The sequence below is a fragment of the Rahnella sp. R3(2024) genome (genome assembly GCF_042920125.1).
GTDB lineage: Bacteria > Pseudomonadota > Gammaproteobacteria > Enterobacterales > Enterobacteriaceae > Rahnella > Rahnella rivi.
This window is the reverse complement of sequence record NZ_JBHGBU010000001.1, coordinates 3,857,119-3,871,320: the sequence shown is the minus strand read 5'-3', so window position 1 is coordinate 3,871,320 and position 14,202 is coordinate 3,857,119. Positions and strand designations below refer to the sequence as shown.

16 protein-coding genes and 2 pseudogenes are annotated in these 14,202 nt (G+C 41.7%); 13 read left to right on the top strand and 5 right to left on the bottom strand.

Annotated elements, in window-relative coordinates; translation table 11 throughout:
* Nucleotides 1-346: 346 nt before the first annotated feature.
* Entirely contained in the window at nt 347-2,005 is a 1,659-nt protein-coding gene (locus ABSH60_RS17660) for a methyl-accepting chemotaxis protein (protein ID WP_390975068.1), read from the top strand.
* Between the two features lie 133 nt (nt 2,006-2,138).
* Here the strand turns inward: ABSH60_RS17660 and ABSH60_RS17655 are convergent.
* A pseudogene (locus ABSH60_RS17655) lies at nt 2,139-2,408 on the bottom strand (hypothetical protein); the annotation flags it as partial.
* Nucleotides 2,409-2,669: 261 nt separating this feature from the next.
* Between ABSH60_RS17655 and ABSH60_RS17650 the strand changes: the two are divergent.
* The 4 genes and pseudogenes from ABSH60_RS17650 (at nt 2,670) to ABSH60_RS17635 (ending at nt 4,559) form a co-directional block, all read left to right on the top strand.
* Nucleotides 2,670-3,035: a phage virion morphogenesis protein gene (locus tag ABSH60_RS17650; protein WP_390975067.1), complete on the top strand. Its 366-nt coding sequence runs from the start codon at nt 2,670-2,672 to the stop codon at nt 3,033-3,035.
* A gap of 66 nt (nt 3,036-3,101) precedes the next feature.
* Nucleotides 3,102-3,974 carry a DUF6216 family protein gene (locus ABSH60_RS17645; RefSeq protein WP_390975066.1) on the top strand — a complete coding sequence of 291 codons (873 nt, stop codon included), beginning with the start codon at nt 3,102-3,104 and terminating at the stop codon, nt 3,972-3,974.
* A 130-nt stretch (nt 3,975-4,104) separates the two neighbouring features.
* Nucleotides 4,105-4,396: pseudogene (locus ABSH60_RS17640) on the top strand (phage baseplate assembly protein V); the annotation flags it as partial.
* A gap of 31 nt (nt 4,397-4,427) precedes the next feature.
* A complete protein-coding gene (locus tag ABSH60_RS17635) occupies nt 4,428-4,559 on the top strand; it encodes a hypothetical protein (protein WP_390975803.1) in 132 nt (43 codons plus the stop codon).
* A gap of 163 nt (nt 4,560-4,722) precedes the next feature.
* Here ABSH60_RS17635 and ABSH60_RS17630 read toward each other — a convergent pair whose 3' ends face one another.
* Genes ABSH60_RS17630 through ABSH60_RS17620 form a run of 3 tightly spaced genes read right to left on the bottom strand, consistent with a single transcriptional unit; the run spans nt 4,723 to nt 7,902 of the window.
* On the bottom strand, nt 4,723-5,634 hold the full coding sequence (locus ABSH60_RS17630) for a DUF4435 domain-containing protein (RefSeq protein ID WP_390975065.1): 912 nt from the start codon (nt 5,632-5,634) through the stop codon (nt 4,723-4,725).
* Nucleotides 5,631-6,989, bottom strand: coding sequence for an AAA family ATPase (locus ABSH60_RS17625; protein WP_390975064.1), 1,359 nt, complete (start codon nt 6,987-6,989; stop codon nt 5,631-5,633). Before ABSH60_RS17625 ends, ABSH60_RS17630 begins: the two co-directional genes overlap by 4 nt.
* A gap of 55 nt (nt 6,990-7,044) precedes the next feature.
* Nucleotides 7,045-7,902: a helix-turn-helix domain-containing protein gene (locus ABSH60_RS17620; RefSeq protein ID WP_390975062.1), complete on the bottom strand. Its 858-nt coding sequence runs from the start codon at nt 7,900-7,902 to the stop codon at nt 7,045-7,047.
* A 115-nt stretch (nt 7,903-8,017) separates the two neighbouring features.
* Here ABSH60_RS17620 and ABSH60_RS17615 point away from each other — a divergent pair, with 115 nt between their 5' ends.
* The 8 genes from ABSH60_RS17615 to ABSH60_RS17580 all read left to right on the top strand — a co-directional run bounded on the left by ABSH60_RS17615 (nt 8,018) and on the right by ABSH60_RS17580 (nt 12,670).
* Entirely contained in the window at nt 8,018-8,434 is a 417-nt protein-coding gene (locus ABSH60_RS17615; RefSeq protein WP_390975060.1) for a hypothetical protein, read from the top strand.
* A gap of 31 nt (nt 8,435-8,465) precedes the next feature.
* The gene (locus tag ABSH60_RS17610; RefSeq protein WP_390975058.1) at nt 8,466-8,972 is read left to right on the top strand and encodes a phage regulatory CII family protein; all 507 of its coding nucleotides are present in this window, start codon (nt 8,466-8,468) and stop codon (nt 8,970-8,972) included.
* Nucleotides 8,973-8,974: 2 nt separating this feature from the next.
* Entirely contained in the window at nt 8,975-9,145 is a 171-nt protein-coding gene (locus ABSH60_RS17605) for a phage filamentation protein Fil family protein (RefSeq protein WP_390975056.1), read from the top strand.
* A gap of 7 nt (nt 9,146-9,152) precedes the next feature.
* Nucleotides 9,153-9,455 carry a hypothetical protein gene (locus ABSH60_RS17600; RefSeq protein ID WP_390975054.1) on the top strand — a complete coding sequence of 101 codons (303 nt, stop codon included), beginning with the start codon at nt 9,153-9,155 and terminating at the stop codon, nt 9,453-9,455.
* A gap of 65 nt (nt 9,456-9,520) precedes the next feature.
* Nucleotides 9,521-9,802: a DUF2732 family protein gene (locus ABSH60_RS17595; protein WP_390975052.1), complete on the top strand. Its 282-nt coding sequence runs from the start codon at nt 9,521-9,523 to the stop codon at nt 9,800-9,802.
* Entirely contained in the window at nt 9,802-10,026 is a 225-nt protein-coding gene (locus ABSH60_RS17590; protein WP_112168811.1) for a TraR/DksA C4-type zinc finger protein, read from the top strand. Before ABSH60_RS17595 ends, ABSH60_RS17590 begins: the two co-directional genes overlap by 1 nt.
* Nucleotides 10,027-10,105: 79 nt before the next feature.
* On the top strand, nt 10,106-12,367 hold the full coding sequence (locus tag ABSH60_RS17585; protein WP_390975050.1) for a replication endonuclease: 2,262 nt from the start codon (nt 10,106-10,108) through the stop codon (nt 12,365-12,367).
* A gap of 135 nt (nt 12,368-12,502) precedes the next feature.
* The gene (locus tag ABSH60_RS17580; RefSeq protein ID WP_217171634.1) at nt 12,503-12,670 is read left to right on the top strand and encodes a hypothetical protein; all 168 of its coding nucleotides are present in this window, start codon (nt 12,503-12,505) and stop codon (nt 12,668-12,670) included.
* Nucleotides 12,671-12,953: 283 nt separating this feature from the next.
* Here ABSH60_RS17580 and ABSH60_RS17575 read toward each other — a convergent pair whose 3' ends face one another.
* Nucleotides 12,954-14,201: an LlaJI family restriction endonuclease gene (locus tag ABSH60_RS17575; protein WP_390975048.1), complete on the bottom strand. Its 1,248-nt coding sequence runs from the start codon at nt 14,199-14,201 to the stop codon at nt 12,954-12,956.
* Nucleotide 14,202 lies beyond the last annotated feature (1 nt).

Below are 14,202 nucleotides of genomic sequence, written 5' to 3'. Positions count from 1 at the left end.
AAAGCGACCTATAAAGCGGGCAGGCGTGACGGGGATAGCATTGCGCTCTATTAGGAAAATAATTTTCTTTAAGTATTCATTTTTTTAGCCCTTTAAGAACGAGATACAATTAGAATAAAAAAATCAACACTTCTACACGCTGAAATAATATTCATACTTTTCAACATGAAGGCCTCTTTTATTCATTTTTATTTTTTTAAATCACTAAACATCTCAAGATAAAAATAATATTGCCGATAGCATTGTTAGTAAAATATAAAACAACTGCCCTGGCTGTTATATAGATTATAAAAAATTCGCGGCTTTCTCAGGCGCAGCACAGTATCCAACACTTGAGGTATATAAAGTGAGATTCATAAGAGATATAAAAATACGAACAGCATTAATTACTATTCTCGTTGCCTTTTCTTTTTTGTGGACTGGGGCATCATGTTTTGCGTTATACTCGCTTACTGAGTTGAAAGGCGAGCTTAGTCTTACTAATGTTCAGCAGCAAAACGGCGATATCATCAATAATGCCAATGCGCAGTATTATCGTGCTGTCACAGCATTAGAGCGTGCAATGATAGGTTTGGATAAAAATGAAAATGAAGTTTACGATCTAGAGTCAAAAGCAGCTCTTATCGAACTAGAAAGTCTTAAAAGTGGGCTTAATCAATTTAAAAGCATTAGACATGGAAATCTAGATTCAAACACTGTGAATGCTATATATAACAGCTCGTTATCTCTTTTTAACGATGCTTTATCTCCGATGTACAAATCAGCGATAGACAAAAACACAGGTGTTTTCCAGTCTTTAAAAAATGATAAGTATCTTCCACTGAGAAGAAATTTTAGTAGTGCCATTGATAAATACAATCAAAAAATAATGACTCTTAATGCTGAGGCAAATCAGAGGATTACTCAATGGGTTCAATGGTGTCAGTATATACTTATATGTGCTTTGGGCGTGAGTGTTGTAATCATGCTAACGAGCGATCGTTATCTAGCAAACTTTCTCGTTAAACCATTAAATATTGTAAAAGCGCACCTTGAATCTCTGGCATCCGGTAAACTTGACAGCAAGCTTTCTGATCAAGGTAAAAACTGTGTAGGCCAGTTAACTCCTTATATTAATAAAATGCAGACTAACTGGGCTAAAACGGTATACGACATACGCAATAGTGCTGATTCAATTTACAAAGGCTCAAGTGAAATTTCTATTGGAAATACCGATCTTTCATCAAGGACTGAAGAACAGGCTTCAGCACTTGAAGAGACTGCTGCCAGCATGGAACAACTTAGCTCAACCGTCCGACACAACGCAGATAATGCAACTCAGGCGAGTACTCTGGCAGATCAGGCAACTCGGGAAGCAAATCAAGGTGGTGATATAGTTAACGATGTTGTATCCACAATGATAAAGATTAATGCAAGCTCACATAAAATCGTCGATATTATTAGCGTGATCAACAGTATCGCTTTTCAAACCAACATCCTTGCACTTAACGCTGCCGTTGAAGCAGCGCGAGCCGGTGAGCAAGGACGGGGATTTGCGGTCGTTGCCAGTGAAGTAAGAAGCCTTGCACAACGCAGTGGTCAAGCGGCAAAAGAGATTGGAGTGCTCATTAATGAATCGGTCGAGAACATTAGGTCCGGGTCAGAACAAGTTACACTGGCTGGCGGAGCAATGGATAAAATAGTGAGTTCAGTCAGCCGTGTAAATGACATCATGAGCGAGATAGCTGCTGCATCATCTGAACAAAGCAAAGGGATAAGTCAAATTGGTATAGCTGTAGTTCAAATGGACAGTGTTACACAGCAAAATGCCGCACTGGTTCAACAATCAGCTGCTGCAGCTGCTTCACTGGAAGAGCAAGCACGTCAACTTACAGAAATTGTCTCTGTGTTTAAAATCGAATATGAAGCCCCTCTTTCTTCTTCAACAATTGCCGTTATCAGACCTAAAACACGAGAAAAAAACACCTTATTAGCCACAGAAACAGGTGGTTGGACCAAGTTCTAATGTTGGGCTCTTCTCTGAACATATGAGAAGAGCCACTCGCACCACTATTTTCATTTGTATATGTTGTATTTATATATACGAAATAAATTGCTGTTAGAAAAAATCACTCTTTATTAATTAGTAAGTGGCAAGTTTATCGTGTCTGAAAGACTGAATAAATCACCCTTATATCAAACTCATAGTTAGCAAATGAAATGATTGTGCATGTTGAGTTAATATCTTTCATTGTATCCTGTAGCGGCGTCAGTTCATTCCAAACGAACTCTTGCGCGGCTTTCTCCACCTCCCCAAACTCTCCGTCATTATCAGGAATGATCCCCATCATCTGTGGCGGTACGAGGCGCGCACTTAGCAAGTCATCACGGCTAGATTTCTTAATGTTAAAAAAATCATCCCTGCTCGATGTAATTCAGAATCCAGCGGCGGTCTAAACCGGCGTCTAATCACCGAAGCTAAATACCTACGCGCCCTGTTAGCTTTCAGTGGTCGTGGTCTGCGTGGCTTTACGGGTCGCCATAACGACTCGGGGATGTCAGTGTGGCCAGTGTCATATTCCAGACGGCCTGAGCTGATGGTGTCTTTTGCTTTGAATACCAGTGCGGTTTTTACTTCGGGGCTGTAACGGGGCTGATTGGCCGCCCTGTCACCGCAAAGTCGTAAAGCCATGGCCTCTTCCATTGCAAAGCGCCTGCGCAAACATCAGCAACAGCGAATCAAACGGCAGGTTACGCCGGAGGTGCAATCCTTCACGCCACCCCGCCCGCAGCCTTTAAGAGTAAAGAAAGGCCGCATTAACCAGGAAATGTTCACCAAACTGTGCACGGCCAAATACATGAAGGCCAAAGTCACCAATAATAATACGGGCGTGGAGTTTACTCGCCAAGTTCAAAGGATGGTCTGCGAGATCGCCCGAACGTCTAGGCTAAAGAAGCCCGGCATCCTGCGCGTCCTTTGTTGGGGTTGGATACGGATGATATTAAGATTGTGGAGGATGACTGTTAAAACTGCTAAGTTAGTTAACCATGAATAACCAATTGATTTTATTCAATATAATGCATTAATGTATATACTGTTTTAATACTTTAAGGATGAAAAAATGGAAGAGTTGGGTAGTAGCGTTTTAAAATACCATGACGTAATTAAAGAAATACTTTATGTAGCAGCTGTTCTTATTGTCGTTTGGTATTTTTATTTAAGAGCAGGCTCAAGCTATAGCATGATGTCTAGGTTGTGGGGTTTAGTGATTGGTGAAAATGGCTTTAAAAATAATGAGCTATCCGAATTAATGCAAGAAAGAGAAGATATTGATAAATTTAACTTCATCTTCAATGTTAAAGCCACAAACATGGAACAAATAAAAAGACTTCAAAAAAGAGTAAAAAAACAAAATCTTGATATGAAATTAATATCACGTTCTAAAGGTCACTTTTACATTAATACTTGCAAACTAAAAGTGCCGAAACAGAAACAAATTTTTGGAACATTATTACTCTCCGCTGCGCTATTTTTTTGTACATTACCCATATTACAAGTGGCAATCAGACCCGCAGCGATGTTCCAGTTTAATGATAGTAGCACGTGGTTTTGGATTAATAATCAGTATGCTGAGAAATACATACCTCCAATTCCGATTATTAGTTCGTTTTTTGAATATTGGAGATTTGATAATGATACATGTATCAGTAAAACTTTCTCTTTGGAGAAATTATCAGCCGTCACAAAACTTACCAATAAAGAAATTGAAGCCATTTGCGAAGTATTCAAAGATGGCAAGACACCCTACGTAATTGAAAAAGCGATTAAAGGACAAAATATTGCTTATTTCCTTTGCCTATTCCCTCTAATATTTTCTTTGATATACTTTAGAAGTGTTATTTACATGCTTTATACTTATGACCTTCGTTATGCCTTGCTTAAAAAGAAAGGTAAAATAAAGTCTCGTTTAAATATAAAATATGTAGGGAGTTAAAGGCGTCACACGAAAACTCTTCAAACGAGATTCTTGTTTTTTAAATTGCGTTATTTTGCCAACGTTGTGCCTTCGATAGACAACCCATGTCAAATTGTATGCCGCCTGACAGGGCGGCATTCTTTTATCCATGAAAACATCCATCCCCAAACACGACATTCCGCACCTGATGCGCAATCTGATCCGCACTGGCACCGTTGCCGAAGTGGATTTAGAGACGGCGATCTGTCGCGTCAATACTGGCGACAACGTCACCGACTGGCTGCATTGGCTGACCTCCCGCGCGGGCTTTCCGTTCCTGGTGGGCACCGTCTGCCGGTGAACAGGTTCTGCTGTTCTGCCTGGGTGGCGAACTCGACACCGCCTTTGTGATGCCCGGCGTTTTCTCTGATGAATTTCCTGCGCCGGCCGCGCCCGCTGACCTGCTGGCGAAAGTTCAGGCCACGCTCAACGATGAAAACGTGCGTCCCGTGGCCGACTGCGTATACGCACTTCGCTCCCGATCACCTCGAAGACGCTATTTATCTGAACCCGCTGGCTCAAATGGTTGGCGAAAAAGTGGCGGCAGAAAGTCCGGATCAGTAAAACCAGGAGGAATTAAAATTGAGGTAAGTGCTTGTTTTAAATGCAAGTTATTGATTTAAAAACAGGCAAAAAAAAGACCGAATACTTTTATCGGCCTTTCAAATCAGATAGATACATGAAACCTTGGCGGTAAATTGGCTTTGATGATCCTTTATGTAATATCCTATGAAGGTACGCCGGATTTCATCTGTTCACCTATTCTATCTAAAAATTTAAAGAGCCGATTATTAATACAGCAGTTCTGCGAGAGTCTTCTAATTGTTATAAAATCATCGGATAAACGTAAATCCTCGCTATGTACTTTATTATTATTTATATCTTCTTTAACTGCCATTATCCACTTTTTAATAAACCAAAATACATATTTACCTCTAATTATTTGAGAATCATTTAAGTGATCAGTATTGCAGAGAAATTCTTCAGGATAACTAACAATTTGTGAATATTCAGGTGAAAAATCTCTTTTTAGTTCCCTATTCATGATAGTAGTGGAATGAGATACATTTATAAAATACGGACTTAAAGATGGGTATTCTTGAGGGAGAGTATTGTTCTTACATACGAAAAGATAATGGGAGTAATCACGCATTATGTTCACAAAATTATTGTACGATTGAGTCAGCGCTTCCAAATAATAGTTTCTTTTTTCTGCCTTCTCACCATGTAACTTAAGTTCATCTATTAAAATACTTTCTATAGCAGCATGATCATATAAGCAATTTTCGATAGCATAGACATCTAAATTGAAAACAGAATTCGTTATATAACTAAAGTTATCATAGTCTTGATCAACGAAGAAAAAAGTATTTTTTAGAAGGTTATGATTTTTAGTATCCAGAAGCTTGTTGTACAAAATGTTAATTTGTTCTTTTCCTTTTGCAACAATGTGCTCATAGCGATATGAAAAAGAACAATGTTTTATCGCTTGTTCATAATAAGTAAAATCATCAACTCCTTCAAAAACAAAAACCAAAGGATTAATTTTTTTTGTTTTCATCAACTCGATTTGCAACACGGATGCCGAAGATAAACTTTCTCTTAATAAACTTACCCTACTTTCAGTTTTAGTTGTCATAACTTCACCTTCTCGACATCCAACATTATGGCATTAGCGGAAAGGTCATTGTCAAATACGAATGGTGAATGAGTGATAGCCAAAACCTGTAATATGTTTTTGCTCTCGTCAATATCAGGTAGAACCATGCGTTGCCACTCAATAGAAAGAGAAAGCTCAGGCTCATCAATTAATATAATTTTCTTAGTATCATCTAAATAAAGATGTGACATAAGTGATATAATTTGTTTCTCACCTGAAGATAAATCGTCTAACTTAATTGGTTTAGACGTGAACTCATCGTTTACGATTACAGTCAAACTACGGGCATCAAATGTAAGTGTTTTAGAGTCAGAAGATACAGAGAGATATTTATTGCATACATCAACAAACCGCTCAATCATTAATTCCTTCTCTTTAGTTATATTAATTATCTTATTTAGTTTATTCAAGAAATAGACAAGTTGGACGTTTTTCTTTACATCTCCAGTTTTATATAACTGATTAATATCTTCTAAGGTACTAGTAAGTTTTGTTCGTTGCCCTCTATTTGCAACTCTTATCAAAAACCTAGAAAGATCCTCTATATCTGGTAAACTTCTTTTTTTATTGTCCGCTGTATGGTTAAAGCCCTTGATTAAGTCTTCTAACATTGTTGCGCTTAGAGAACGATATCCAATATTTGACTGTCTTTCAACACTCTCGCTCATAGCTTTAAGCTTGAATTCCACATCAGAAAGACCAAATTCAATTTCTCTCATTTTCCTTGGTTTTGATGAAGGACGAATAGTATTATCATTCTTGAATCCTCTCATATTTTTTAATTCTGATTTTTCAACTCGCCTATATGTCGGCAAGTATAAAATTTCAACATCTTTTAGTTTTTCTTTTATTTTTGAAAAAACGTCAATGTTTTCAGGTCGCTGTGTCTTATCTATTTTTTTTAGTAAAACTAGTTCATCTTGAATCTCAGACAAACTATAAGATGAATTCCTGCTTAAAAACCTAGTAAAACCAGAAATCTCCTTCGATTCTGGATTATAATTCTCAATTTCTTCTAGAAATAGTTGATATTCCATATATTCTGAAACACAACCATATAACTCTTCGAGTTTATCAACTTGCTTCTCCATGATATCTTCTTTACTAAGAGAAAAAAGTTCATCGTCAAAGAATTTTATGTCTATCCTTTGAAAATCAAGTTTTTTTAATTCATTAACTTCACCTGTTAATATTTGATTTAATGCGCTTAGTAAAGTGGTTTTCCCCATACCATTTTCTGCCACTACGATTGTAGTGGCATTCGTCATAGTTAGAGTAATGTTTTTATATCCATATAACCCATAGATACCGAAATTTTCTATTATACTTTTCATACTGGACCTTTTTATTTGGCTGTGAACCTTACAAGTATGTCTTTTTTTTAATTTTTTAAAAATTATATTCGACTGAAGCTATTACTTTACCTTTAGTCATGATTTCACCAATGCTGCATGTAAAGCTATTACCACTTTTCACGACATTTATGCGCCTTCCAGGTAATAATACAACATCATAAACATCATGTTTACCATCAATACAGAGCAACCATCGACCATTACTGATTTCAAGTAAACTTGTATCAACAATCCAAGATACCATATTGCTAAAAATTAGAATTGGTTTAGCCAACTCGTGAGGAATAAGATTTAGATCAATGTTCCAATGACCATTATCATAAAGGACACCAGCAATTAGATCTTTTCTTGGCACAGAGAGGAAATTACATTCTTCCAGAACATTCGTACTACTCAAACTCTCGCCAGTAGCTAACCATTGTAAGTCTGAACCTGTATCTAATGCACAGGTCACAACTATATCGCCTGGAAAATACCCACGGCGAACCCAGGTGCTTATCGTACCTGTCGAAATTTCCAGATACTCACTTAAATCCTTCTGTGTTCTAAATCCGTAAGCAATAAGGATTCGTTGTAAAACTTCTCTACCACCGGTAGCCAACATCTTTTTGAGTAGAACCTTTCCTTTTACTTGAGTTTCTTTCTTCTTTATTCTTTTTAAGGAAAGATTTGCATTTGCATACTTGCCCGTCGCTAGCCACTCTAAATCGCACCCAGTATCCAAAGCACACCGGACGAAAGCACTGCCTGGGACACTATTGCGCTGTACCCAATTACTTACATTTGCAGCTGAAACACCTAATTTTTCAGCAAGTTGCTTTTGTGTTTCAACGCCATAGGCACTTGAAAGGCGTCCTAAAATTTCAGAAGAACTACCCTCGCTAAAATCCATACACCACCAAAATACACAAATGTTATTTACAAAAACTCATTTGATGATCTAAGATTGTTTCACACCACATGTAACACAATAGAACTCAAATGACTGAGAAAGGAGATATTGCTGTATGTCTCAACAAAATGCAATTCAAGTACCTACAGATAAGATGCCGCTTTCTAAGGAGATTCTAAACTCCGTCGTTTCCCAACTCCTGCCGGCCTTGGAGTCAGCCCTGTCTGCAACTATTGTTAACACGATAAGTTTGCAACTGACTACTCTCGCTACGTCTCCGACAATTTCTAAGAAAGAATTTGCTGCAATTAACGGCATTAGCTCCGCAGTTTTGGAAAAGTGGATCGCCAATGGCGTAGTCCTGCTTGCACCCACGCCTACAACCACGATTACGCAACAACGTAAAAATCGCAAAACAGGTCAAATGCAAACTTTTGTTATGGAACGTCATGGTAATGCGCTGATCAATCTCGAAGCGTGGCGTCAGAAGAATCGTCAGCAAGCCATCAAGTGCCGTTATATAAAGCCTTGAGTCAGAGTATTCAAACAAGTAGGGACTAACAATGTTTGATTATCGTGTTTCCAAACACTATCACTTTGACGATGCATGCAAGGCTTTTGTGAATCGTCATAACCTCACCGAACTTGCGGCTCAGATGGGCACTAAGCCCCAGATTCTGCGCAATAAATTTAATCCGGAACAACCTCACAAACTCACTTGTGAGGAACTTTTGTTGATAACCGATCTCACCGAAGACGCTGTATTGCTCGACGGTATGCTGGCACAAATTAACTGCCTGCCTTCTGTACCCGTCAATGAAATCGCTACGTCTAACCTTTCAACCTACGCGCTACAAGCGACTGCAGCCGTGGGTTCGATCGCAGCTGATGCCGTAAAAGGCGGCGCAGTCAGCTCTCAGAGAAAAATGTCACTGCTAGCAGGCGTAAACGCTGGTATCAGGCATTTATCGCTGATCGGCCTGGTTGTGCAAGGCCGAGTACATGCATCACCGGCACTGGCGTCTGCAGTGGGCGCTATCGCGAACGTGACGACTAACGGACTGCTGTGAACATGCCTATTTCAATCGCACCGCTTCTGAAGCAACAGAGTCCATCCCGTCATTTAGGTCATGGCTGGCTGGAAATGCCTGATGGAAATATATGGAACCCAGTAATCAAAAAGCGTCCCATTTGCCAGGCTCAGAAGAAAAGAAATACTGTCTTAAAACGTTTATTTAGTTGAGGTGTTTATGTTTTTGGTTAATGAAGAACATATTCAAATTGGCAAAAAACATCTGTCAAAAATTAAACAGATGCTGGAACACAAAAAGAATGTAGCGCAGGATACATTTGATACTCAGCCGCTGCATATGCGTAAAACAATCTGCTTTCACGCTGGTTTAAAACAGCGACATGTTGATATGAAGTATGCAGAGTTAACGCCAACAGAAAGGCATCAAGTGGTTGCGGCATTGAATTCTTTACTCGGATTGACTGAATCACTGCCCAAATTCATCAGTGAAGATGACTGCAAGATAAATATTAAACACTAACCCGAACCGAATTAACAGGCGTCAACTCGCCGGGCATTCTTTTGCCTAAAAAACAGGAAAACACTATGAACAACATCATCAATAAATCTCGTCGTGGCTTTACTGGTTTACCGGTTACCGGTTTCGATATGACATCAGCAGCTGAAGGTGATTACACCGCTGAACTCACACTGATGCTGAACTCCGTGCGTAACGAAGAACGCGCCAATCGTGCTGCAGTATTTGCTTCCCGTCTTGAGGCTATTGCCAGTTTCATAACTAAAAAGGAAATGACCGGCATCGAAGCCGCCGAAGCTTTGCGTGACGAAGCTATCCGCATTCAAAATGAAGCCGGAGATTTTCACTGATGGCCGATGTAATCGACGCTGCACAAGAACGTGCTGACTTGATTCTCACGTCTCAAATTCAAGCTGCCCGGGCATCTGTAGCAGGCGTTTCCGCGATGTTCTGCATTGAGTGTGATCGTCCCATTCCCGAAGAGCGCCGCGCAACTCTGCCAGGCGTTGAACTTTGCGTGTACTGCAAAGAAATTGCTGAGATGACAGCCAAACATTATCGAGGGGACAAATGATAATTCTCTCGATAGCGTTGATCATTCTGGCCGGCATTAATGCTGGCTATCTGATCACTGATATCAAAGATGGTCTGTAATGCTGACCAGCCGCTTTAATCCTCCCACTGGAACGCTCGACGTATGGGCGTTCTCTTGGAATAAACCCCTCTCCCCGATCGTGCCTCAAGAAAGACCGAGACCGCTTACCCGTGATGAATACCATCAGGGGCAAGCCGTTTTAATCAGAGTAAAAAGTCTCTCGAAGGATCTGCGCGAAATCTTCACTGGCCGTTACGCACACCTTCTTAAAACCCAGGGGATTATCGCTGCCTATAAATACCTGATTTACACTCTGGAGCGCAGCATCCTGCCGCGTGTTGATGCAGTTAATTCAGCTCACACAATGAATGCTGATGCCTCCATGAGATTTATGTCAGAGGCAGATACCTATCACGGGCTGCCGAGCATGACTGATAAGCCACTGCGCAGGTTTGCTCAGGACATCGCGCGACAACTCAAAGACATCTATGAAGACCGTTGCGAAAAGTTGCTAACTAAATACCACGGTGATAACGCGATTCTTTTTGATCGTGATACGCAGTGTGAACTTTATGGCGAAATCGCGGGTATGGCTCAGGCCTTCAATGTCAGGCCGATGCACTGGACAAGGTACCTCAAGGACAAGCTTGATACTGTCTCCGCCATAGCTGGCCTGTCTCGCTTGGTTAATCCTGAATGGTGGCTAAGTCAGCTCAAAGGTCAGCGAACCCGCTGGCGTGAATCTTTGCTGATCGCAATCGGCAAGGTAAACCGCGACGCCTCTCCCTATGCCAGTAAGCAGGCGATTCGTGAAGTGCGTGCACGCCGCCTGTCGAATCTCGACTACCTGAAAAGCTGCGACCTTGAAAACGTCGAAACCGGCGAGCGCATTAGTCTGATCGATAAGGTAATGGCGAGCATCTCCAATCCTGAGATCCGCCGTATGGAACTAATGAGCACCATAGCCGGTACCGAAAAATATGCTGCGGCAAATGGCGATGTTGGCATGTTTTTGACGATCACTACCCCGTCCAAATATCACCCGACGCGAATTGTTGGCAAAGACGATAAAAAGCGCGTTCAGCGTAATCATGCATGGAACAAAGAAGCCTATACACCGAAAGATGCGCAGCGATACCTTTGCGGGATCTGGAGCAAAATGCGCACCGCTTTCAAAGATAGCGGTCTGTCCGTTTACGGGATGCGCGTTGTCGAACCTCACCACGACGCGACGCCGCACTGGCACATGATGCTATTCACCAAACCCGCCATGCGTCAGCCGGTGATCGATATCATACGCAAATACGCCATGAAAGAAGACGGCGACGAGCGCGGCGCAGCAAAGAACCGCTTTGACTGCAAGCACCTGAACCGTGGCGGCGCTGCTGGCTACATCGCTAAATACATTGCGAAGAATATCGATGGCTACGCACTGGAAGGCGAACGTGACCACGAAACCGGCGAGTTGCTGACAGACTCTGCTGCCGCTGTAACCGCTTGGGCTGCCACCTGGCGAATCCCTCAATTCCACCCTATCGGTCTGCCAACGATGGGGTCATACCGTGAGTGTCGCCGAATCCGTTCCGTCAGCCTGACCGAAACATTTGACGAAGAAGTCGAAGCAGTACGCGCAGCTGCTGATGCCGGTGACTTTATGGCGTATATGGAAGCTCAGGGCGGTGCGAATGTTCCACGTGAAGATCAGACCGTTCGTGTGGCTCGTCGGGTTGCTGCTGAACTCAACGCCTACGACGAAGAAGTGAAAAAGGTTGTTGGCATTTTTGCCCCTCACCTCGGCGACTCTCGTGTTTATGAAACCCGTACAACGCAATGGCGGATCGTTTCTTCTGCCGTTGACGTTGAGGTTTTGACCTCAAAAAGCGCCCACGGCGCGTCTCGGAGTCCTGTCAATAACTGTGGGTTGGGAGGAAACAAAACGGCCGCAAATAGGCGCGATAACCCTCCTGGGAGCGTCACCACTGCGAGCACTTCTGACAACTTGCGAGTTATTGATTGGACAGACACTGCCGCCGTGAAGGCGATTGTGGCGCGTATACGCGAAGAAACACCGAGGATCAGCAAAGCTCAGCGTAGTTTTGACCCGACTAAAAGGCGTGTTGCAGCTCCTTCTGCCAGATTGACCCCGCAGGAACGGGACAGATTGCCTCAGATTCAACAAGAGTTGCTCAAACACGACATCAGACCGGAGAAGTGGGAGCTGGAGGCCTTAGTCAGGGGGGCAAAAATCACTTTTGGAGACGTTGAGATCCTATACCCTCCGCTGCAGGATTGGGCAGAATTTTATGGGAATGATAACTGATTAAGTATTCATCAGAACTATGGCTCGACCATTAACATGCAGTTTTTTATGGAATTTGTTAAAGAATGGACATATTATACTGTACAAATAACCAGTGCATTGGAGTGAGTAATGGAATCCTCTCATGAGCTAAAAATGGCTTTGACTAAAATCCGGCTAATGGCTGACATCGCACAGTCAGCCCAGTGCAGAAATGATGAGTACGCACTGGTTATGGAAATGATCTCTGATATGGCTGATCAGGTATTGGATGAAGAGGAAGCCACGTATCCGCCCTTCACGGTTTACGACGACGAAGAATAGCCTGGAACATCGGGTGATCCCCTTTTAGCAGCTCTGCATGCATTGAGTGCATGATTTCGCATTGTGATCGCCCTGCTCTTTTATCCCCGCCACACCAGTGCTGGCGTGGATCACACCGGATCGCGCAACTGCATCAAAAGCGACCTATAAAGCGGGCAGGCGTGGCGGGGATAGCATTGCGCGCGCAGCCACTTCAAGTGGCTGTGGCAGAAGTTTGCTTGAGCAGAAAAGAGTAAAAATCCAGACTTTCGTATAATTCAAAAAAGTTTATCATCAAATTTTTTCAGATATGAATAAGCTTTTCTGCAAGCTCTACTAATTTTTTCCCCAAGTTATAGTGACTCACCAAAATCATCGGATCGAGATAAACACATTTTATTGGCATATATCTTTCGTCTTGTAATACTCCTGTAATTGGGTCCATCAAATGTGCAGACTGCGCAGTACCAGTGATACCCGGGAAGATGAACCAGTTGTATATTATAGCTCCCGGAAAAATATCTTTTAGTGCTTGTGCATAGAAAAATTGCTTAATTAAATCGGGCCATCCCGGAAGATTAGCCAAATTTTCTGCCCCATAATATTTGGCATCAATAATGGCAAATCTTGTTTCGTCCGAACTTCTGAGTACTGTATCTGTGCGGCCCCCTTTCTGCGTAGCAATCTGGTATTCGCCATTAATTATATAACAAGGCTTAGCCAATCTATGATTGATGTCAAATTTCCATTTCATACATGAATCAATCATATGCTCCCACATAGAATGAAATTTGCTAATCCCTATTACGAGACTGTCGTCTGAGTTGTTGCTTGCCTTTGATAGATAAGCAATAAGGTCCTTCATTAACTTCATATCCCTGTCGGCATAGAGAATCCCCAGTTCCCTTTCCAATATCCGAATCTGAGCGCTATTATCTCCTGAAGGAGGTTTGATATCGGCAAGCTTCGATGGAATATTTAAATCTTTATCGAAAAAAATCCATCCAATGAGACGGTCTAACTCGCGTATAATTTCCGCATGGATTAGTGTCACTTCATCATTGTAGTGTGTGATTTTTTTACGCCCAAGGGTATCCAAGTAAACCATTGATTCACTTGAAGGATACCCCTGAATTCTGTTAATGGTACGTTTCCAATCCGTCTTACCTGTGTTTATTTGGATTTCGGAAGTACGTCTTACATAAACGCCATTTTCGACATACTCAGTTAGAAGAGTAAATGCCAATCCGAGAAACGAATCTCCCACAATTTGTTCAGATGCGCCGTCGGTAAAGGAAGATCGATTCCTGTTTAGAGTATACTTATGAATAGCATGTATTAGTGAAGCACTGATTTTTTGTTTTTCGCTACTTGCAATCGGTCCACAGTTTCTCGGTAAAAACACATCAACCCTACTTTCCCGCATAACCATACCGCAAAAATCAAGTCGATCCTGGTCGCTCCGGAGCAGATTGTTTGAAACGAATGCAGTGCGGACATGGTTGGGAAGATTATTAACTGCACATCTATCTTCATGAAGAAAAATATCCATT